The sequence below is a fragment of the Panacagrimonas sp. genome (assembly GCF_965216805.1).
GTDB lineage: Bacteria > Pseudomonadota > Gammaproteobacteria > Nevskiales > Nevskiaceae > Panacagrimonas.
In genome coordinates, this window is sequence record NZ_CBDCGN010000002.1 from 2358331 (window position 1) to 2377436 (window position 19106).

At 65.4% G+C, this 19106-nt stretch carries 16 protein-coding genes; 14 read left to right on the top strand and 2 right to left on the bottom strand.

The window, feature by feature from the left end; genetic code table 11:
- Window positions 1-5: 5 nt before the first annotated feature.
- On the bottom strand, window positions 6-617 hold the full coding sequence (locus tag ACOOHP_RS11205; protein WP_420466507.1) for a lipocalin family protein: 612 nt from the start codon (window positions 615-617) through the stop codon (window positions 6-8).
- Between the two features lie 191 nt (window positions 618-808).
- On the opposite strand from ACOOHP_RS11205, the gene ACOOHP_RS11210 reads away from it, so the two are divergent.
- The 5 genes from ACOOHP_RS11210 to ACOOHP_RS11230 all read left to right on the top strand — a co-directional run bounded on the left by ACOOHP_RS11210 (window position 809) and on the right by ACOOHP_RS11230 (window position 7042).
- Complete coding sequence (locus ACOOHP_RS11210) at window positions 809-2587, top strand: CocE/NonD family hydrolase (protein WP_420466508.1); 1779 nt, start codon at window positions 809-811, stop codon at window positions 2585-2587.
- A gap of 100 nt (window positions 2588-2687) precedes the next feature.
- Window positions 2688-4241 (top strand): flavin-containing monooxygenase, encoded by a 1554-nt coding sequence (locus ACOOHP_RS11215; protein ID WP_420466509.1) that lies wholly within the window; start codon window positions 2688-2690, stop codon window positions 4239-4241.
- A 168-nt stretch (window positions 4242-4409) separates the two neighbouring features.
- Window positions 4410-5984, top strand: coding sequence for an inorganic phosphate transporter (locus ACOOHP_RS11220; protein WP_420466510.1), 1575 nt, complete (start codon window positions 4410-4412; stop codon window positions 5982-5984).
- A gap of 6 nt (window positions 5985-5990) precedes the next feature.
- Window positions 5991-6518, top strand: coding sequence for an MOSC domain-containing protein (locus ACOOHP_RS11225; protein ID WP_420466511.1), 528 nt, complete (start codon window positions 5991-5993; stop codon window positions 6516-6518).
- A gap of 113 nt (window positions 6519-6631) precedes the next feature.
- Complete coding sequence (locus tag ACOOHP_RS11230) at window positions 6632-7042, top strand: SRPBCC family protein (protein WP_420466512.1); 411 nt, start codon at window positions 6632-6634, stop codon at window positions 7040-7042.
- A gap of 27 nt (window positions 7043-7069) precedes the next feature.
- On the opposite strand, the gene ACOOHP_RS11235 is transcribed toward ACOOHP_RS11230, so the two are convergent.
- A complete protein-coding gene (locus ACOOHP_RS11235) occupies window positions 7070-7861 on the bottom strand; it encodes an enoyl-CoA hydratase/isomerase family protein (RefSeq protein WP_420466513.1) in 792 nt (263 codons plus the stop codon).
- A 180-nt stretch (window positions 7862-8041) separates the two neighbouring features.
- Here ACOOHP_RS11235 and ACOOHP_RS11240 point away from each other — a divergent pair, with 180 nt between their 5' ends.
- The 9 genes from ACOOHP_RS11240 (at window position 8042) to tssE (ending at window position 19089) form a co-directional block, all read left to right on the top strand.
- Window positions 8042-8758, top strand: coding sequence for a PP2C family protein-serine/threonine phosphatase (locus ACOOHP_RS11240; protein WP_420466514.1), 717 nt, complete (start codon window positions 8042-8044; stop codon window positions 8756-8758).
- Window positions 8755-13032 carry a protein kinase domain-containing protein gene (locus ACOOHP_RS11245; RefSeq protein WP_420466515.1) on the top strand — a complete coding sequence of 1426 codons (4278 nt, stop codon included), beginning with the start codon at window positions 8755-8757 and terminating at the stop codon, window positions 13030-13032. Before ACOOHP_RS11240 ends, ACOOHP_RS11245 begins: the two co-directional genes overlap by 4 nt.
- A complete protein-coding gene (locus ACOOHP_RS11250; RefSeq protein ID WP_420466516.1) occupies window positions 13032-13676 on the top strand; it encodes a hypothetical protein in 645 nt (214 codons plus the stop codon). Before ACOOHP_RS11245 ends, ACOOHP_RS11250 begins: the two co-directional genes overlap by 1 nt.
- A gap of 97 nt (window positions 13677-13773) precedes the next feature.
- Window positions 13774-14817 (top strand): type VI secretion system protein TssA, encoded by a 1044-nt coding sequence (tssA, locus tag ACOOHP_RS11255; RefSeq protein WP_420466517.1) that lies wholly within the window; start codon window positions 13774-13776, stop codon window positions 14815-14817.
- A 285-nt stretch (window positions 14818-15102) separates the two neighbouring features.
- Complete coding sequence (gene tssB / locus ACOOHP_RS11260; RefSeq protein ID WP_420466518.1) at window positions 15103-15624, top strand: type VI secretion system contractile sheath small subunit; 522 nt, start codon at window positions 15103-15105, stop codon at window positions 15622-15624.
- Window positions 15625-15656: 32 nt separating this feature from the next.
- A complete protein-coding gene (gene tssC / locus ACOOHP_RS11265; protein ID WP_420466519.1) occupies window positions 15657-17150 on the top strand; it encodes a type VI secretion system contractile sheath large subunit in 1494 nt (497 codons plus the stop codon).
- Between the two features lie 94 nt (window positions 17151-17244).
- Entirely contained in the window at window positions 17245-17721 is a 477-nt protein-coding gene (locus tag ACOOHP_RS11270; RefSeq protein ID WP_420466520.1) for an Hcp family type VI secretion system effector, read from the top strand.
- A 36-nt stretch (window positions 17722-17757) separates the two neighbouring features.
- Window positions 17758-18567: a type VI secretion system accessory protein TagJ gene (locus ACOOHP_RS11275; protein WP_420466521.1), complete on the top strand. Its 810-nt coding sequence runs from the start codon at window positions 17758-17760 to the stop codon at window positions 18565-18567.
- Between the two features lie 15 nt (window positions 18568-18582).
- Window positions 18583-19089 (top strand): type VI secretion system baseplate subunit TssE, encoded by a 507-nt coding sequence (gene tssE, locus ACOOHP_RS11280; protein ID WP_420466522.1) that lies wholly within the window; start codon window positions 18583-18585, stop codon window positions 19087-19089.
- Window positions 19090-19106: the final 17 nt, after the last annotated feature.

Sequence of the window (19106 nt, forward strand, 5' to 3'; positions counted from 1 at the left end):
GAGATTCAGTGCGCACCGCCGGCTGGCGGCAAAGTCCCGTCGCCCGGGTTGGGCCATTGCTGCGGCACCCGCTGCAGGCCGGTGACGTCGTAGCCCCAGCCCGCCAACAGGCCCACATAGACGGCCAGGCGCTCATCGCTGATCTGCGGCTGGCGCGCGAAGATCCAGGCGAAATCCTGCTGGCTGCGCGCCACGATCGTGACCGAGTAGTCCGGCTCCAGAAAAGCGATGCGGTATTCGTACCAGAACGGCCAGTACCAGCCGAAACGAACGCCCCACAGCGCGTTGCCGCTGCCCTCCACCACCCGGGCAACCGGGGTCATCAGCTTGTGCCGGCCTTCGAATCCGCCCAGGCGATTGCGGTAGGTGATCTGCACGGTCCCGTCCGGCGCGATGCCGTAGTGCTCGGTGGCGTTGTGGGCGCCGACATCGCGCGAGGTGGGAATGTGGGCAATCAGAAACCAGTCGCCGGCATAGCGCGACAGGTCGACCGCTCTAGCCATGGGCACCGGTGACGGGCGTTGGGCCGACGGCAGCACGCAGCCGCCGAGCACCAGCGGCAGGAAGCAAGCGACCACCGCGTAGGCGGGTCGAAAACCGGTTCCGGAGATGTTCATGGCGGTTAAACGCAGCGCTCCGCCCAACAGATGCATCGGCTGGCCCGTCGCCGCGGCGCCGGCCGGAAAGGCGGAGCGGCCATTCTCATTCCGGGCATCGGCAGATTTGATGAGCCAGCCGCGCGGTGGCTGCTGCGTCCACATCGGTCAATTCCCACCCAGCGCCTCCGGGAGGCGGCATCAGGAGCGATATGGACAGCAGGTTCACGCGCGCGATCACGGTGTTCGCTGTGATGACTTTGGTGCTCCTCGGCGGATGCGGTGGATCGTCGTCGGTCGACTCGCCGCCACCGCCCCCGGGTGCCAGCGATGGCGTCGGCAACGGCGCAGGCAATCCCGTGGCTGCATGCGATGCTGCGCTGGCCTTCATGCCGACTTCGCCAGCTCAAGGACAGGCCCGCACCGGCCTGGTGTGCGAGATCAACATTCCCTCGCCGTTGAACCCTGCGGACAAGATCGCGTTCCAGGTGTTCGAACCGCTTACGCTGGTTGGGGGACAGACTTATCCGCTGGTGCTGGAAGGCCACGGCTTTTCCGCCAGTCGCCAGACTAACGACCGCGGTCCGGGCATTCCTGGCCTGTCCGCGCCGATCGGGGCCCTGCGCGAAGCGGGCTACGGCATCGTCAGCATCGACCAGGCCGGGCATGGGGAAACCGGCGGCACCATCCGGGTGATGGACCCGGATCAGGAAGGCCGCTTTTTGCTGGCCATCCTCGACTGGCTCGAAACCAACCTCGACTGGTACGCGGTGGGGCCCGACCTCGACGCTGGCGAGGACAACATGCTGCTCGGCGCCATCGGCCCCAGCTACGGCGGCGGCTATCAATACCTGATTCAGGCCATCGATCCCAAGAAGCGTCTTGACGCTATCGTGCCGCAGATCACCTGGAACGATCTGACTTATAGCCTCAACCCGGGCGGCGTCATCAAAATCCTGTGGACCAGCCTCCTGTTCCTCACCGGTCAGCAGGCGGGCGGTGGCGGCAACTTCGATCCCTTCGTCAACCAGACCTTTCTCACCGGCTTGGCCAACAACCGCATCGACGAATTCGGCCAGGATTTCTTCCGTTATCACGGCCCCGGGTATTTTTGCGACGGCACCGCGGTCGCCACCAACGGCGGCCCGGGCACCGCGCCGGGTTTTGCCCCCGTCAGTCCTACCGCCGTGCATACCCTGATGTTCCAGGGCTTTCGCGACACCCTGTTCAATTTCAACGAGGCGTGGCGCAATTACGAATGCCTGAAGGGCAGCGGCGCCGACGTGCGTCTGCTGACGTATCAGGCCCCGCACAACAGCCTGCAACTGGTGCCGGACCCCATCGCCTTGATCACCCAGCCAGCCGGCGCGCTGGACTTCGACTGCGGCAGCATCAACGCAGACGAGGCCACCGTGGCCTGGTTCGACCGATACCTGAAAGGCATTGTCGGTGCGGTCGACGCCGTGCTCGGCGATAACCAGGTATGCCTGTCCTTGTCGCCGCGAGATGCCGTGTTCGTGGACGAAATCACCGCCGGCCGCGCGGGCAACCAGTTCGAGGTGCCGACGACCGCCACACTGGCCGGCGTAGCCTTGCTCGGCGCCCCGATCCCGCTCTACACCGCGCCGGCCGGCGGGGCGGTGATGGCCGGCGTGCCGCGCATCGAGATCGACCTGACCGAAGCGATCCCAGGTACGGTGCCGAATCCCGAAGACGTGATCGTGTTCGTCGGAACCGGCCGTACGCGCGCGGACCAGCAATTGCTGTGGGGCCTGGCCGACAACCAGGTGCAGCCGCTGCGCGGCCTCGGTCGCCACGAGGTGGACCTGCCCGGCATCGGTGAGCGCCTGGCCGAGGGCGAAAGCGCGGGTCTGCTGCTGTACGGCCTGCACGAACAGTACGTTGTGACCGGCGGCCTCAACGTGGCAGCACCCGCGATTGGCGGGGTGCGCATTCAGGGGCGCGCGTTGTTGCCGTTACTGGATCCGTGAATTTTCTGCCTCGGATTCATCAGGGTCAGAAGCACCAAAGCATCGGACGCCCCGCGCCGCTACTCCGGTGCACAATGTGGAAAAAGGGAGGAGACCCGCCATGAATGCAGACGCCGCAAGCCCCGTTGCCGCCAAACCCGCCAGCGCGGCTCGAAGCAAGAGCCGGAAAGCCGGCGCCCCTTCAGAGGCGCAGTATCAGGTCGCGGTGATTGGCGCAGGGTTCGCCGGGCTGTGCATGGCCATCCAGCTCAAGAAGTCCGGCATCCATTCCTTCGTGGTGCTGGAAAAAGCTAGTGATATCGGCGGGACGTGGCGCGACAACCTGTATCCGGGTTGTGCTTGCGACGTGCCTTCTCATCTGTATTCGTATTCGTTCGAACCCAACCCGAACTGGTCGCGGATGTTTGCGCCGCAACAGGAGATCTGGGCCTACCTGCGGCATTGCGCCGCCAAGTACCAGGTGCTGCCGCACATGCGCTTCGGCGCCGAAGTGGCGTCGGCCGAGTTCGACACCAAGAATCAGTACTGGAAAGTCACCACCTGCGGCGGCGACCGGTTCACTGCGAGCATCGTGGTGTCCGGCATCGGCGCCCTGTCGATTCCCGCCTACCCCAAGGTTCCCGGTATCGACAAGTTCAAGGGCCGCACCTTTCATTCCGCCCGCTGGGATCAGGACTACGACTTCAAGGGCAAGCGCGTCGCGGTGATCGGCACCGGCGCCAGTGCCATCCAGTTCGTGCCGGCCATCGCGCCCAGGGTCAAGCATCTGGACCTCTACCAGCGCACGCCGCCCTGGGTGATCAGCAAGCCCGACCGGCGCATCACCGCGCTGGAACAGACCTTGTTCAAATATCTGCCGGCCACGCAGAAGCTGTTTCGCGGCGGCATCTACTGGTGGATGGAAAGCCGCGTGCTGGGTCTGGCGGTGGACCCGCGTGCGATGAGGCTGGCCGAGGCCTACGCCAAGTTCTACATCAAGCGCTGCATTGCAGATCCCAAGCTGCGCAAGAAGGTGACGCCGGACTACACCCTGGGCTGCAAGCGCATCCTGATGTCGGACGAATACTACCCCGCGCTGACCCGCGACAACGTCGACGTGGTGACCGAGGGCATCCGCGAGGTCAAGGCACGCAGCGTGGTGACCCAGGATGGGGTGGAGCGTCCGGCGGATGCCATCGTGTACGGCACCGGGTTTCAGGTGTCCGACCCCATCGGGCCGATGAAGATCGTCGGCGCCAACGGCGAGGAGGTGCGCGACACCTGGAAAGACAGCGGCATGGAAGCCTACCTGGGCGTCTCGGTCAGCGGCTTCCCCAATTTCTTCATGTTGCTCGGACCCAACACCGGGTTGGGTCACACCTCCATCATCTTCATGATCGAGGCACAGGTGAACTACGTCATGCAGGCGGTGAAAACCGTGCTGAAGGAGCCCTCGCGAACCCTGGACGTCAAGCCCGAGGTACAGCGGCGCTTCAATCAGAAATTGCAGCAACGGCTGGATCAGGCGGTGTGGTCGGCCGGCGGCTGCAAGAGCTGGTACCTGGATGAATTCGGCAAGAACCGCACGCTGTGGCCCAGTTTCACCTTCGAATACTGGATGCGCACGCGCAAGTTCGAGCCGGCCAAATACGCGTTGCAAGACCACCGCGGCTGAGATCTGTCGCCTGCCGGCCGTGGTGGCGGCGGCAAGGCACGGACCCGATCGGGGATAATGCGGGCGCGATCCGGCAGATCGCGGCCACAACTGGCGCGCTGCAGCGGCGTTCGAACCCCGTTTCCGCCGGCAGTGCGACAACCTCATAACCAGACACACGCTCCCGGAATGACTTATCCCCCAACGACCCCCGCCAGCGCGGGGTCGACGCAGCACGGTCTTAGTCTGCTGCGCCTGGCCATCGCGCTCGGTTTCGTCGCAGGCGTCGCGGTACTGACCTGGGCCAGCCTCGGTCACATCAGCCTGACCCTGGTGGTGGCGGCGGTGTTCGGCGCCTACATGGCGATGAACATCGGCGCCAACGACGTCGCCAACAACGTCGGGCCGGCGGTTGGCGCCAAAGCGATGACCATGACCAAGGCCATCGCCATTGCGGCGGTGTTCGAGGCACTGGGCGCGGTCATCGCCGGCGGCGATGTGGTGGGAACGGTGAAGAGCGGCATCATCGACCCGACCCAGGTGGCCGATGCCCAGACCTTCGTCTGGCTGATGATGGCAGCCCTGCTGGCCGGCGCACTGTGGTTGAACCTGGCCACCGCGATGGGCGCGCCAGTGTCGACCACGCACTCCATCGTCGGCGGCGTGCTCGGGGCCGGTATTGCAGCCTCCGGCTGGGACGTGGCGGACTGGAACAAGATGGGGCAGATCGCGGCGAGCTGGGTGATCTCGCCGCTGATGGGCGGATTGATCGCCGCCGGGACTCTCTACGGCATCAAACGCAGCATCACCTACCAGATCGACCTGACCCGTGCGGCGCAGCGCGTGGTTCCGGTCCTGATCGCAGCAATGGCCTGGGCGTTCACCACCTATCTGCTGCTCAAGGGTCTCAGCCAGGTCGTCAAGATCGGCTTGGGTCTGGCGTTGGTCTTAGGCGCAGCGCTGGGTGCCGCAGTCTGGTACGGCATGAGCCGGCGCATCGGGAGCAACCTGGCGCAGATCAGCAACGACCGCGAGGGGGTCAACCAGCTGTTCACGGTGCCGCTGATGTTTGCCGCGGCGCTCTTGAGTTTCGCCCATGGCTCCAACGACGTCGCCAACGCCATCGGCCCGCTGGCGGCGATCCACGACACCCTGGTGACCGCCGCGGTGAGTGATCGCGCCGCCATTCCAGGCTGGATCATGGCCCTGGGCGCGATCGGCCTGGCACTGGGCCTGGCGCTGTACGGCCCCAAACTGATTCGCACTGTGGGCAGCGAGATCACCGAAATCGATCCCATGCGTGCGTACTGCATCGCGATGGCCTCCGCCCTGACGGTCATCGTGGCTTCGCAGCTCGGGCTGCCGATCAGCACCACGCACGTGGCCATCGGCGCGGTCTTCGGGGTCGGCTTTCTGCGCGAGTACCTCAAGGCCAATTACGACCGCATCCTGCAGGCTATCCACGAGCATCACCTGGACCAGGAAGCCGAGCATCACGTGGTCGAAGAATTCCTGCAGGCATTCCGGGCCGCACCGGTGCCGGAAAAGGACCGCATGCTCAAGACGCTCAAGCGCGAGGGCAAGCTCGGGCCCACCGCCATCTCCAAGCAGGAGCGCAAGAGCCTGCGCAAGGTCTACCGCAAGAGTCTGGTCAAGCGCTCGGTGTTCATGCGCGTGATCGCGGCCTGGATCATCACGGTGCCGGCGTCGGCGCTGATGGCCGCGGTGATCTTCTATGCGATTCGCGGCGCCATGCTGCCCTGACCCGCCATGGCCGAACTACGCGAACTGTGCCGCCAGTTTCCCCGCGCCGGCGAGGTGCGCGCCATCGTGCTGCGCCCCGGCCGCAAGCAGCCGGTGCGATGCGTTCATGAAACCCACGCCATTGCCGGATACGGCCTTCAAGGTGATCGCTGTGGCCAGCCCGGCTCGGGCAATCGCGCAGGCAAGGCGCGTCAGGTCACCCTGATCCAGGCCGAGCATCTGCCCGTGGTCGCTACGCTGTGCGGGCGTGATGCCCTGGACCCTGCCCTGTTGCGTCGCAATCTGGTGATCGCCGGGATCAACCTGGTCGCGGCACGCACGCTGTTCAAGGACCAGCCCCTGCGTCTGCGGGTCGGCGAAGCCCTACTGGAGATCAGCGGCCCTTGCGATCCCTGCTCGCGCATGGAGGAAGTTCTTGGCGCTGGGGGTTACAACGCCATGCGCGGCCATGGCGGGGTCACCGCGCGCATCCTCGAAGGTGGCCGCATCGTGTGCGGCGATACAGTGCGCTGTTTCCTGGCAACCGCCGATTGATTGGCCGGGAACCTGCCTCGCGGCTGCACAGACATCGGGTATTGGCGGGCAGGTCTTGCGAGACCGGCGCCAGCGGTTGCAGGCTCGCGCACCCTTCCGATCACAGGCCCTCCATGTACCGCGTACATCTCGTTCACGACTCCCAACTGGACCTTCCGGACCTGTTCGAAGCGCTCGCCGACCACGAAAATCTCAGCCAGGTCTTCGGGGTGCCAGTTCGCCGTATCCGCGACGGCCAGGACGACCCCAATGGTCTGGGTTCGGTGCGCAAGATCGGCCCGGGGCCGCTGGGGATCGAAGAGACCGTCACCGCGATCGAGACCGACCGCGCCATCGAATACCGCATCACCCGTGGCGGCTTTCCGCTCAAGAACCACCGCGGCGAACTGCGGTTCTTCGACGCCGCCCAGGGCAGTCGCGTGGAATGGACCATCGAATTCGAATCGCACCTTCCGCTGGCCGGCCCGGTGCTGCGCTTCGTTCTCGGACAGGCGATCGGGCGCGGCCTCAAGCGGCTGGGCTGACCCCTCCCGGCTGTCCTTCGAGGAGAATCAGGTGCCGGTGAAGCGCGCCGGCCGCTTGTGCAGAAACGCGGTCAAGCCCTCGCGGAAATCGCCGGTTGCGGTTCCTTCCAGAAACACTGCGCGCTCGGCGGCCAGCTGCTCGGGCAGCTCCCGATCCAGGCTGGCGGCAGTCAGGCGCTTGAAACGCCCGAACGCCGCAGTAGGACCGGCGGCCAGCTTGCGCGCCTGATTCAGGCCTTCTTCTGCAAGTTGCTCGGCGGGAACTACGCGATTGATCAGGCCCAGCCTCAGGGCCTCGTCGGCTTCCAGAGTTTCACCCGTCAGGTACAACTGAGCGGTGCGGCGCGCACCGAGGATGCGCGTGAGGAAATAGGTGGCGCCGCAGTCCGGCGAAGAGCCGATACGATCGTACGCGGTGATGAAGCGCGTGCCCTGCGCGGCAATGGCCAGATCGCAGGCCGCGACCAGGGACAGTCCCGCCCCGGCCGCTACGCCCTGTACCACCCCGAGGACCGGGGCGTCGATACGGGCAAAGATCTCCAGCACCTCGTGCATGGCATCGAGGATCTCGCCGGCCAGTTCGGCGGTGCGCGCAAAGTCGTCCGCCGCAAACGCCGCCAGGTCCCCGCCGGCAACAAAGGCCCTGCCCGCTCCGCGCAGTAGCACGCAGCGCAGCCCCTGACGGTCCGGCAGGGTCCGGACGACATCGCGAAGCGCCCGCGCCAGATTGACGTCGATGGCGTTGAGGACCTCGGGGCGATTCAGGGTCAGGGTCGCGATGCCGTGTGAGGCATCCCAATCGAGTTCGGCAAGGCTCATGACGACATGCACCGGCAGGTTGAGAACAGCCGATAGTCTGCAGCCGGAAGGCCAAGCCAACCATCCGGGTGAGACCCTGTTCTCATCCACCGATGGTGATCGGACCCTGCCGTCTTGGAAGTCGACCAATGTCGGTGGTAGCTTGTCGAAACAAACAACGCAGCCCGGACGGGTGACGATTTGCAGACGAGCTCGCATGGACGGTCCGACAGGGGGGCGGTCCGATCCCATAACGAGGACGCCTTCCTCGACGACCCGACCAATCGCCTGTGGGCGGTGGCCGACGGCATGGGCGGCCACTCGGCAGGCGACATCGCCAGCCAGGCGGTGATGCGTCACCTCACCGCGGTGGTACGTCCGCCGCAGACCGCGGACTATGTCGACCGAATCGACGACGCGCTGGCGGCAGCCAACCAGGAGCTGCTGAGCTATGCGCAGGCCCATCGCCTGCAACTGGTGGGCTCCACGGCGGCGGTGCTGATCGACGCCGGTCACTACATGCTGTGCGGATGGGCTGGCGACAGCCGCGTGTACCAGCATGCCGGCGGCGGCCTGCGCATGCTCACCACCGACCACAACCAGGCACGCGAGATGCGCGCAGCCGGCACCTTCAACGACGCCGAGATCGAGACCAACGCGCAGGCCTCTGCGCTGGTGCGCGCGATCGGCGCCGAGCCGGGTCTGGTGGTGGAATGGACCCTTGCGGACGCTGCGGCACACGACGTGTTCCTGCTGTGCTCCGACGGCGTGACCAAGGAAATGACGGAATCGGAAATCGCCGGCGTCCTGGCGCAGTCGGCCGCAGTGGCGGAAATCACCGCGCAGATCGTTGAGACCTGCCTCAAGCGCGGTGCGCGCGACAACATCACGGCGGTCGTCGTGCGGGTGGAACCATGACCGAGGTCCGGCAGTGGCTGGCCGAAGTCAAACTCGGGCAACTGAGCCTGGGCGACTTCGTCTCCCGCCTGAAGGAGCGCGGCGCCATCGATGCAGCCGCGCACCGGGAGGAGCTCGACGACGTCGATGCCCTGCTCGCCGCGGGCGAGATCGAACCGCGTCTGCATCGCGCCGTGCGGATGAAACTCATCGAGCTGCAGGGGCCCGCGACCGCGCCACCTTCAGCGACACCGGCATCGGATCAGGAACGCACCGTATTTGCGCCGGATCGCAATACGGGCTCAGGCCCGGCCGCCGATCCAGGCTCCGGCGTGAGTGACGATGCCACGCGCATGGTCAGCGACCCGACGGGGGACGACGCCACGCGCATGGCCGACGACGCCGCTGCCGGACCCGAGGACGGCACCCGCCTGCTGTCGCCCGAAGAGCGCGCGAGTCTGACCGGCACACGCTCGCGGACCTCGATCACCGGCAATACCACCGGTTCGCCGACTACCGGCACCACCGGCAACTCGTCGTCGCGCAGCAGCGCCAGTTCGTGGCAGCGGCTGTCGCAGGCCGAGGCGGGCGAGTCGGTTGCCGTCGGCTCGCGGCTCAAGGACCGTTTCGTGCTGGAGCGGCAGATCGGCCAGGGCGGCATGGGGATGGTGTTCCTGGCGATAGACGAACGAAAGATTGAGGCGCGCGACCGCAACCCCTATGTCGCGGTCAAGATCCTCAACGACGAATTCCGCAAGCACCCCGATTCGCTGATCGCGTTGCAGCGCGAGTCGCGGCGCTCGCAGCAGCTGGCGCACGACAACATCGTGCGCGTTTACGACTTCGACAAGGACGGCACCACCGTCTTCATGACGATGGAGTTCGTCGACGGCGAGGATCTGAAGAATCTGATCCGCTCGCTCGACGGCAAGGGCATGCCGATGGCGGAGGCCTTCCCGCTCATTGAAGGCATGTCGCTGGCTTTGGAGCGCGCTCACCGCGAAGGCGTGGTGCACTCCGACTTCAAGCCCGGCAACGTCATGCTGACCCGGGATCGCGTGCCCAAGGTGTTCGACTTCGGCATCGCCCGAGCCGGCAAGCAGAAATCCGATGCGGCGGGCGAACAGACCGTGTTCGATGCCGGTTCGCTCGGCGCGCTCACGCCGGCCTATGCCAGCCTGGAGATGCTGCAAGGCAAGGACGCCGAACCGCCGGACGATCTTTACGCGCTGGCCTGCGTCTCCTACGAACTGCTCACCGGACGCCACCCTTACAACAAGATCAACGCCGAACAGGCGATGAAGCAGGGCCTGGTGCCGGCGCGGGTCCCCGGACTGACCAGCCTGCAATGGCGCACGCTGGCCAAGGGTCTGGCGTTCCCGCGCGAAAGCCGTATCCGCACCGCGCGCGAGTTCATGGAAGGCCTGCGCCCGAGGACGCAACGCGAGAAGGCCATCCCCCTGATCGCAATCGGCGTTGCCGGTCTGGCCGCAGTGGGCCTGCTGATCTGGCTCGCCAGCGTGCTGCTGTACCGGTCCAAGCTGGCGTCGGTGGAAGGCTGCATCGGCGCAACCGAGTGCGCCGACGCCAACGTACTGGTCGACCGTATCCTGGACCTGCGCACCACCGACCAACTGCGCATCACCGATGCGCGCCGCGACGAGATCAAGGGCATCTTCTACGGATCGCTGTCGCAGCACTGGGCACCGCAGCAGGGTCGCTACAATTTTTCTGCTGCGCAGCAGGTGGTCCAGCGCGCCGTGGAGCTTTACGGCAACGATTCGGCCTGGGTGCTGGAACTGCGCGACGGTCTGGAAGCAGGCCGCAATTCCGAGCTTTCGCGTCTCAACGACGAATTCAGCAAAGGCATCGATACGCCGCTCTACCCCGATGGCCAGCAGGGCTCTCCACCGCTGCTGAGCTTGCTGGATGCGGTGCGCGCGATCGATCCGCAGCAGCCGCTGCTGCAGGACGGTCGCATCGTGCAGGCCTTCGAGACCGCGGTACGCCAGGCACTTCAAGACGACGACCTGGGCGCCGAGGCACGCGTCGAGGTGGCCGAGCAGCGACTGTCGCTGGCGCGCGATTACGCGCCCGATCCCACCGGTCTGCGCAGCCTGGAAAGGGAAGTCCAGACCCGCCGCGAGCAAGTGCAGGCGGCGGCCGAGGAGGCCCGGCTGCAGGCCGAGGCCCGCGCGCAGAAGCAACAGCGCCTGCAGGACCTGCAGGCGGTGCTTGCCGAGATCGAGGTGTCTTCCGAATGGCGCAACTCGGTGCGTGAGCGCTGGCTGCAGGCGGCCGAGGCGGTCGAAGCCGGCGACGCCGATCTGGCCAAGCTGGGTCAGACCCTGGCCGCTGCGCTGCTCAAACAGAGTTCCGACGCGCAAAAGGCGGGGGAGCTGGAAACCGCAGCGGATGCCGCCCGGCTGGGCGTGGAACTGCTGCCGCAGGATGCCAAGCTCGAACGCCAGTTCAAGGCCGTTTCCGACGCGCGCGACCGGCGCATCGCCCAGGCCGAGACCGAAGCCGAACGCATCCGCTTGAGCCTCGCGCGCGCCGACGATTTGCTGGCCCGGCCGGCACCCACCGTCGCCTGGGTCGGCGAGATCGACAAGGCGTTGCGTGCGATCGAGGGCAAGGTCGAGCCGGCCGAAGTCGACAGTCGTCGCGACCGCTTCGCCCAGGCCATGGATCGGTTGGTGTCCGAGCAGATCGCCGCCGGCGACCTCGGCGATGCCGGCGCACTGGCGCAACGGGCGCTGCGGGCCGACACCGACGATGCGCGGCTGAAGGCCCTGGGCGGCAAGGTCACGGAGGCTCGGCGTGCGGCCCAGGCCGGCCAGATCGCCGATCTCGAGCGCCTGCTCGACCAGGGCACCTTCTCCAGCGACTGGCAGCGCGCAGTGGAACGTGCGGTGGCGGCGCTGGCCGGCAGCGACGATGCGGCTGTCGCCGGGCTGTTGGACGATCTGGGCAAGGCCTACGGGGACCGTGCGGACCGCCTGGCGACCGACAAAAACTATTCCGGCGCGCGGCAGATTGCCGAAGCCGGCGCCAGGCTCGCGCCGCGCTCGGGTGCGCCCAAGGCCGCGCTGGCGCGGGTGGCGGAACTGGAAAAGCAGGAACAGGCCGAGCGCGAGCGTCAGCAGGCCCAGTTCAAGATCCAGGAACTGGAACGCACCATCGCGCTCAAGGCGGCGGCGGCGGAACTGGCAGACGCCATCTCGGCACTGGAACAACTGCGCAAGCTCGATCCAAAAAACGCGTATGCCGCTGGCGATGCGCCCAAGCAGGTCGCCGCCGGCGCGCTCAAGCTGGCGGACCGTTTTGCTTCGCGCAGCGATTTCAACAGCGCCATCCAGGCCATCGACCGCGGCCTGGCGGTGCAGCGCACTTCCGAGCTCACCCGGGCCCGGGCACGCTACGAAACTGCCGGTTGCGCCAAGGATCTGGAGCGCGAGTCCAATCGCCGCGGCAGCCTGTCGGCGGCGCGGGTGACCGAATGTCTCGATACGCTCAAGCGACTCGATCCCACGGCTTACGGCCGTTACCGCGCGCTGGAGAAGGCAGACGAGCCGCCCAAGCCCGCACCGACACCGGTACCCGTACCGGTGCCGGAGCCCACACCCGCCCCGGCGCCTGCACCCACTCCGGCTCCCGCTCCCACGCCGGCGCCGCGGCCGAAGCCCAGTGCTCCCGATCCCTGCAAGGCGTCGATGGCGGGCAATGGCAGCGACGAGGGCGCGCGTTGTGCCGACAAGATGTCCAGCGGCGGCGACGCCCCCATCGTGGTGGTGGTCTCCGGCCTCGGCACCTTCGGCATCACCTTGGCCGAGATCTACAACGAGATCTTCGGCAAATACTGCAGCAGCACCGGCGACTGCCGTCCGCCGTCCGGCGATCCCTATCTGCCCGCAACATCGGTTACCGTGGAACAGGCGCGCGGTTTCGCAGCCTGGCTGACTCGCGAGACCGGGCGTAGCTACCGACTGCCGCGGGATTCGGAGTGGAAGCACGCCGCCTCCATCGGCGGCCGCGACCCGTTCGTGGAAGGGTTCTGCCAGCGCGAATCCAAGGGCAAGGGCCCGGTGCAGGTCGTCCAGGGGCGGATGAACAGCTGGGGCCTGATCAATGCGATCGGCAACGTCGCCGAACTGGTGGATGACGGCGGTCGGGTGCAGGTGGCGGGGGGCAGCTACAAGGATGATCCCAACAACTGCAATCCGAGCGCGCGCAAAGCCTATAGCGGTGCCGATCCGCTGGTGGGCTTCCGCCTGGTTCGGGAGCTGGATTGATGAGCCGCGCGGACGCCGTCAATCGCAAGCTGCGGGAACTGGACACGGCGCTGGCGGAGCGCCGGATCGAGCGCGATCGCTATCGTTTCCTGCGCCGCGCACTGATCACCGAGTTCGAGGAGCAGCCGGCGCCAAGCTCGGAAATTACACGTCCGGAAGCCGCGCGCCCCGAAAGCACGGCCACCACCTCCACCGGTACCGCCCGTCCCTCCCCATCTCCGGCATCCCTGGGTGGGGGCTTGCGTCCCGCCAAGGTGCTGGGCATTGCCGTCGGCGGCGTGGTCGTGATGACCGCGATTTCCGCAGCCTGGTGGGCGCTGACGCCAAAGGCCGAAATCGCACCTGCAGATGGCACCGGCGACCCGGCGCCCCTGATGCCGCAGGATCTGGCGCGCGGCCTGATGGAAAGCCCCTGGTCACGCTCGGATCTGACCCGCTTTCAGCAGGCCTGGGCGCGGATGCCGGAGGTATCGATCCGCGCCGCCAGCGAAGATCCCAGGATGTGGCTGTTGCGACAGGAAATCGAGCACCGCCTGCGCGACGCCCGCGAAGCGCTGGCCCTGCAGACTGACGAGCGCAACCAGGAGCGGTTGCGCCAACTCGAAGAGATCCAGAACCTGATCCGTCATCGCCCCGGCGCCTGAGCCGTTACGTGTCGCACCTTGTTCAACTGCCCGAAGTCCTTGTACAGACTTCGGGTCGAGTCGCCCCCTTTAGAGCCATCGCGCTCAGGAGCCCACCATGCTTGATCTAGAAGCCCTGCTTACTCCCATCAGCGACGCTGAACCCTCGGGCCCTGATCTGGAGTACGACTCCGAGTTTCAGGAGCTGGAGCGCATCTCGCAGGTCAAGCCGGAACAGCAGTTCGGCGACACCATCATTCCGGCCGAGGAGCCGGAGTGGCGCGATGTCGCCAAGCGTTCCGAGACGCTGCTGGGACGGTCCAAGGATGTTCGCGCCGTCTGTCTGCTGGCGCGCGCGCAGGCCCGCCTGAACCAGTTTTCCGGACTTTCGGACGGCCTCAAGCTGATGCACCAGATGATGGATCGCTACTGGGACTCCGTGCATCCCCAACTCGATGCCGAGGACAACAACGATCCCACCATGCGCCTGAACGCGCTGGCCGCCCTGGCCGCGCCGGACGGACTGCTGCGCGATGCGCGCGAAGCCCGCCTGTTCCAATCCCGCCAGCACGGCGAGTTGAGTCTGCGTCAGATCGAGGTCGCTGCCGCAAAAGCCAGCCCGCGCGGCGACGAAACCCCGCTTACGGTGCCGCAGGTGGAGCAACAGCTCACGGCGGTGCTGCTTGAAGACCCCGCGCTCGCGAGCCGGGTAGTCGATGCGCTGCAGGCGGCACGCGATCTGGCGAAACTTCTCGACGACAAGGTCGGCTCGGATCGATCGCCCGATCTGAAACCGCTCATCGACACCCTGGGGACGGCCGAACAGATCGTGTCCCGCGTCGCCGCCAGCCTGCAGGGCGGAGACGGTACTGCTGGCGAGGCCGGCGACGCGGCAGAAGGCGGCGCGGCAGCTGGCGGCGCGGCGATCAATGCTGCCAGCGGCACCATCCGCTCGCGCGCCGACGTCATGCTGCTGCTCGATCGCATTTGCGAATACCTGGAGCGCACCGAGCCCACCAACCCGGCCTCGCTGATGCTGCGTCGCTCCAAGCGCATGATGCAGATGAATTTCCTGGAGCTGATCAACGAGATGGCGCCGGACGGGCTGTCGCAGGTCCAGGTCGTGGTAGGGCCGCAGCAGGAAGAAAACCCGGAGGAGTAGGCTGGGGATGCGGGGGTTCAGAGAGAGAAAAAGCATTCTTCCTGATGCCAAGCGCGAGACAGGTCACAGTCGGAACGCAGAAGTCACCAAAATGTGACGTAGTACGCCTACCGGGACGGCTATACCCGGCGTAGGATCGCTGCACATCGGAACGGTTTTGGGGACGCAGCGAAAAGTAGCGAAAAGTGATGAGCGGTTGAGGTCAGGCGCCATACGGCGCGGCAGATACACCAGCGGTCCACTGCAGCATTGCAGTCGGTACTTTCAGTCATCCAGGAGAGTCTCATGGCACAGAGCAGTCAGAAGTTCATCGCAAGAAACCGCGCGCCCCGCGTGCAGATCGAGTACGACGTCGAGTTGTACGGTGCTCAGAAGAAGGTCCAGCTGCCCTTCGTCATGGGCGTGCTGTCGGACCTGTCCGGCAAGCCGAGCGAACCGCTGGCTCCGGTTGCAGACCGCAAGTTCATGGAAATCGATGTCGACAACTTCGACAGCCGCATGAAGTCGATGAAGCCGCGAGTGGCTTTCCAGGTGCCCAACACGCTCACCGGCGAAGGCAACCTGTCGGTCGACCTCACCTTCGAGAGCATGGACGACTTCTCCCCTGCCCGCGTTGCGGAGAAGGTGGACGGTCTCAAGCAATTGCTCGAAGCCCGTCAGCAATTGTCCAACCTGGTCACCTACATGGACGGCAAGACCAACGCCGAAGAACTGGTGGCCAAGGTGCTCAAGGATCCCGCCTTGCTGCAGTCGCTGGCCGCCGCCGCCAAGCCGACTGACGGCGGCGAACCGCCGGCGCAGTCCTGATCCCGCCCACCACCTGATACTGGGGAATACGTATGGCCGAAGCACAACAGTCATCCTCGCCCTTGCAGGGCGTGGAATTCGAAGGCAACGACTTTGCCTCCCTGCTGAGCAAGGAGTTCAATCCCAAGACCGACGAAGCCAAGAGCGCGGTCGAGGCCGCGGTCCAGACCCTCGCCGCACAGGCGCTGGCCAACACGCAGTTGATCGGCGATGACGTCGTCAAGTCCATCGACGGCATGGTCGCCGCGATCGACAAGAAGCTTTCCGAACAGATCAATCTGATCCTGCATCACGCCGATATGCAGAAGCTTGAGGGCGCCTGGCGCGGTCTGCATCACCTCGTCAACAACACCGAAACCGACGAGCAGCTCAAGATCCGCGTGATGAACATCTCCAAAGCGGATCTGGGTAAGACGCTCAAGCGTTACAAGGGCACCAATTGGGATCAGAGCCCGCTGTTCAAGAAGATCTACGAGGCGGAGTACGGCCAATTCGGCGGCGAACCCTTCGGCTGCCTGGTCGGCGACTACTACTTCGATCAGAGCGCTCCGGACGTCGAGCTGCTGGGCGAAATGGCCAAGATCAGCGCCGCAGCTCACGCGCCTTTCATTGCCGCCGCATCGCCTACGGTGATGCAGATGGAAACCTGGCAGGAACTGGCCAACCCGCGCGATCTGACCAAAATTTTCTCCACGCCGGAGTACGCGGCCTGGCGCTCGCTGCGCGACAGCGACGATGCCCGCTACCTGGGCTTGACCATGCCGCGAACGCTGGCCCGCATGCCGTACGGGGCGCGCAGCAATCCGGTGGAAGAGTTCAACTTTGAGGAAGACACCGGCGCCGCCGATCACAGCCGCTACACCTGGCAGAACTCCGCCTATGCGATGGCGGTGAACATCAACCGCTCCTTCAAGCTCTATGGCTGGTGTTCGCGTATCCGCGGCATCGAATCGGGCGGCGCGGTCGAAGGTCTGCCGGCGCACAGCTTCCCCACCGACGATGGCGGTGTGGACATGAAGTGCCCGACCGAGATTGCGATCTCGGATCGGCGCGAAGCGGAGCTGGCGAACAACGGCTTCATGCCGCTGATCCATCGCAAGAACTCCGACTTCGCAGCCTTTATCGGCGCGCAGTCGCTGCAGAAGCCCACCGAGTACGACGATCCCGATGCCACGGCCAATGCCAACCTGGCGGCGCGCCTGCCCTACCTGTTTGCCACCTGCCGCTTCGCTCACTACCTGAAGTGCATGGTTCGCGACAAGGTCGGCTCCTTCAAAGAAAAAGCCGACATGCAGCGCTGGCTCAACAACTGGATCATGCAGTACGTCCACGGCAGTCCGGAAACCGCCAGCGAAGAGGCCAAATCCAAGCAGCCCCTGGCCGCGGCCGAGGTCGTAGTGGAAGAAGTGGAAGGCAATCCGGGGTACTACACCTCCAAGTTCTTCCTACGCCCGCACTATCAGCTTGAAGGCCTGACCGTGTCGCTGCGCCTGGTTTCAAAGCTGCCTTCCGGCAAGGGTGCCTGAGGGCCGGCGCCTCCGGGCAACCATCACGCGGTAGTTTTTTCGTTTCACGCAATGCAGTTTTCTATTCGCTTCATCAACGTAAGGAGAGTGTGCTATGGCCGTAGATATGTTTCTGAAGGTTGACGGTATCAAGGGTGAAACTCGTGACAAGGCAAAGGCGGGCGAAATTGACGTGCTCGCCTGGAGCTGGGGTGTCAGCAATTCCGGCAACGCGCAGCTGGGTGGCGGCATGGGCGCGGGCAAAGCCAACTGCCAGGATATTTCGGTCACCAAGTATCTGGATGATTCCAGTCCCGCGCTGCAGCTCGCCTGCATCAAGGGCACCCACATCAAGGAAGCCATCCTCACGGTGCGCAAGGCGGGCGACAAGCCGTTGGAGTATCTCAAGATCACGATGTCGGATGTATTCGTGTCATCGTGCTCCACGGGCGGCTCCGGCGGTGAAGACCGTCTCACCGAGAACGTCTCCCTGAACTTCGCCAAGATGAAGTTCGAGCATCAGAAGCAGAAGGCAGACGGAACCGGCGAGAAGGGCGGGCAGTGGGAATACAGCTTCGCCGAGAACGCCTGATCCACCCCACGTGACATCGACCGCAGGAGCGTTGCAGTGAGCATAGACAAGGCAGAAGCGGCGCTGCGGGCCGGGGACCTCGGTTCGGCTTTGACGGCATTGCAGGACGCCGTCAAGGCTGCGCCGGGAAACCCCAAGTTACGCGTGTTTTTGTTCCAGCTTTTGTGTGTCCAGGGTCAGTGGCAACGGGCACTCAACCAGCTCAACGTCTGTGGCGAGCTGGATGCCGAAGCCTTGCTCATGCGGGAGATGTACCGGGATGTCATCGGTTGCGAGGCCCTGCGAACCGAAGTGTTCGCAGGGCGTCGCTCGCCGATGCTGTTCGGCGAGCCGGAGCCCTGGCTCGCTTTGCTGATCGAATCGATGCTGCGCACCGGCGTCGGCGAACTCGATGCCGCTGCTCAGCTCCGCGCTCAGGCGTTCGATCAGGCACCTGCCAGCAGCGGCACGGTTGACGGGACGCCGTTCGAGTGGATGGCCGATGCCGATCCGCGCATGGGCCCGGTGCTGGAGGCCCTCATCAACGGTCGCTACTACTGGGTTCCGTTCTCGCGGCTGATGCGCATCGCGATGCAGCCTCCCGAAGATCTGCGCGACTTCGTCTGGGTCCCGGCCGCCCTGCAGTTTTCCAATGGCGGAGAAACCGCCGCCCTGCTGCCGGTGCGTTATCCCGGCTCCGAAGCTTCCAATGACGGGCTGATTGCGCTTTCGCGCAAGACCGAGTGGCTGGACCAGGGCAACGATTTGTTCCACGGCCTCGGGCAGCGCCTGCTGGCCACCGATACGGGTGAGTATCCGCTGCTCCAATGCAGGGAAATTCTGTTCAACGAGGCCACCTCCGAATAAGAGAATGCAGGCCACATGCCATCGCTATCGCCACAAGAACGCCTGCAACCGGCCCTGCTGGACCGTCTGATCGACGACGAGCCGGACAAAGCCGTCGAAACCCGCGAGTCGCGTCTGATCACCGTGCGCAAACTGCGCGAGGCCGTGCTCAGAGACCTCACCTGGCTGTTCAATTCAAGCTGGCACACCGAAGGTGACATCGACTCCAAGCGCTACCCGCACGCGCGCAACTCCACCCTGGCATTCGGCTTGCCGCCCCTGGCCGGCAACACCGCTTCGGGTATGGACGTCAACACCCTGGAGAATTCCATCCGCGAGGCCATTACCCGCTTCGAACCGCGCCTGGTGCCGGGGTCGCTGCAGATCCGCGCCATGCTGTCCGGCAAGTCGCTCGATCATCACAACCAGATCCAGGTCGAGATCCGAGGCAGCCTGTGGTCGGTGCCGGTGCCTATCGAGCTGTTGCTGCACACCGATGTAGACCTGGAAAGCGGTCAGGTCGAAGTACGCGAAGCGTCCTAGTCCGAACTCGCACTCCC

Coding starts and splice junctions, on each gene's coding strand:
- ACOOHP_RS11205 (WP_420466507.1), bottom strand. CDS start 617: ATGAACATCTCCGGAACCGGTTTTCGACCCGCCTACGCGGTGGTCGCT.
- ACOOHP_RS11210 (WP_420466508.1), top strand. CDS start 809: ATGGACAGCAGGTTCACGCGCGCGATCACGGTGTTCGCTGTGATGACT.
- ACOOHP_RS11215 (WP_420466509.1), top strand. CDS start 2,688: ATGAATGCAGACGCCGCAAGCCCCGTTGCCGCCAAACCCGCCAGCGCG.
- ACOOHP_RS11220 (WP_420466510.1), top strand. CDS start 4,410: ATGACTTATCCCCCAACGACCCCCGCCAGCGCGGGGTCGACGCAGCAC.
- ACOOHP_RS11225 (WP_420466511.1), top strand. CDS start 5,991: ATGGCCGAACTACGCGAACTGTGCCGCCAGTTTCCCCGCGCCGGCGAG.
- ACOOHP_RS11230 (WP_420466512.1), top strand. CDS start 6,632: ATGTACCGCGTACATCTCGTTCACGACTCCCAACTGGACCTTCCGGAC.
- ACOOHP_RS11235 (WP_420466513.1), bottom strand. CDS start 7,861: ATGAGCCTTGCCGAACTCGATTGGGATGCCTCACACGGCATCGCGACC.
- ACOOHP_RS11245 (WP_420466515.1), top strand. CDS start 8,755: ATGACCGAGGTCCGGCAGTGGCTGGCCGAAGTCAAACTCGGGCAACTG.
- ACOOHP_RS11250 (WP_420466516.1), top strand. CDS start 13,032: ATGAGCCGCGCGGACGCCGTCAATCGCAAGCTGCGGGAACTGGACACG.
- tssA (WP_420466517.1), top strand. CDS start 13,774: ATGCTTGATCTAGAAGCCCTGCTTACTCCCATCAGCGACGCTGAACCC.
- tssB (WP_420466518.1), top strand. CDS start 15,103: ATGGCACAGAGCAGTCAGAAGTTCATCGCAAGAAACCGCGCGCCCCGC.
- tssC (WP_420466519.1), top strand. CDS start 15,657: ATGGCCGAAGCACAACAGTCATCCTCGCCCTTGCAGGGCGTGGAATTC.
- ACOOHP_RS11270 (WP_420466520.1), top strand. CDS start 17,245: ATGGCCGTAGATATGTTTCTGAAGGTTGACGGTATCAAGGGTGAAACT.
- tssE (WP_420466522.1), top strand. CDS start 18,583: ATGCCATCGCTATCGCCACAAGAACGCCTGCAACCGGCCCTGCTGGAC.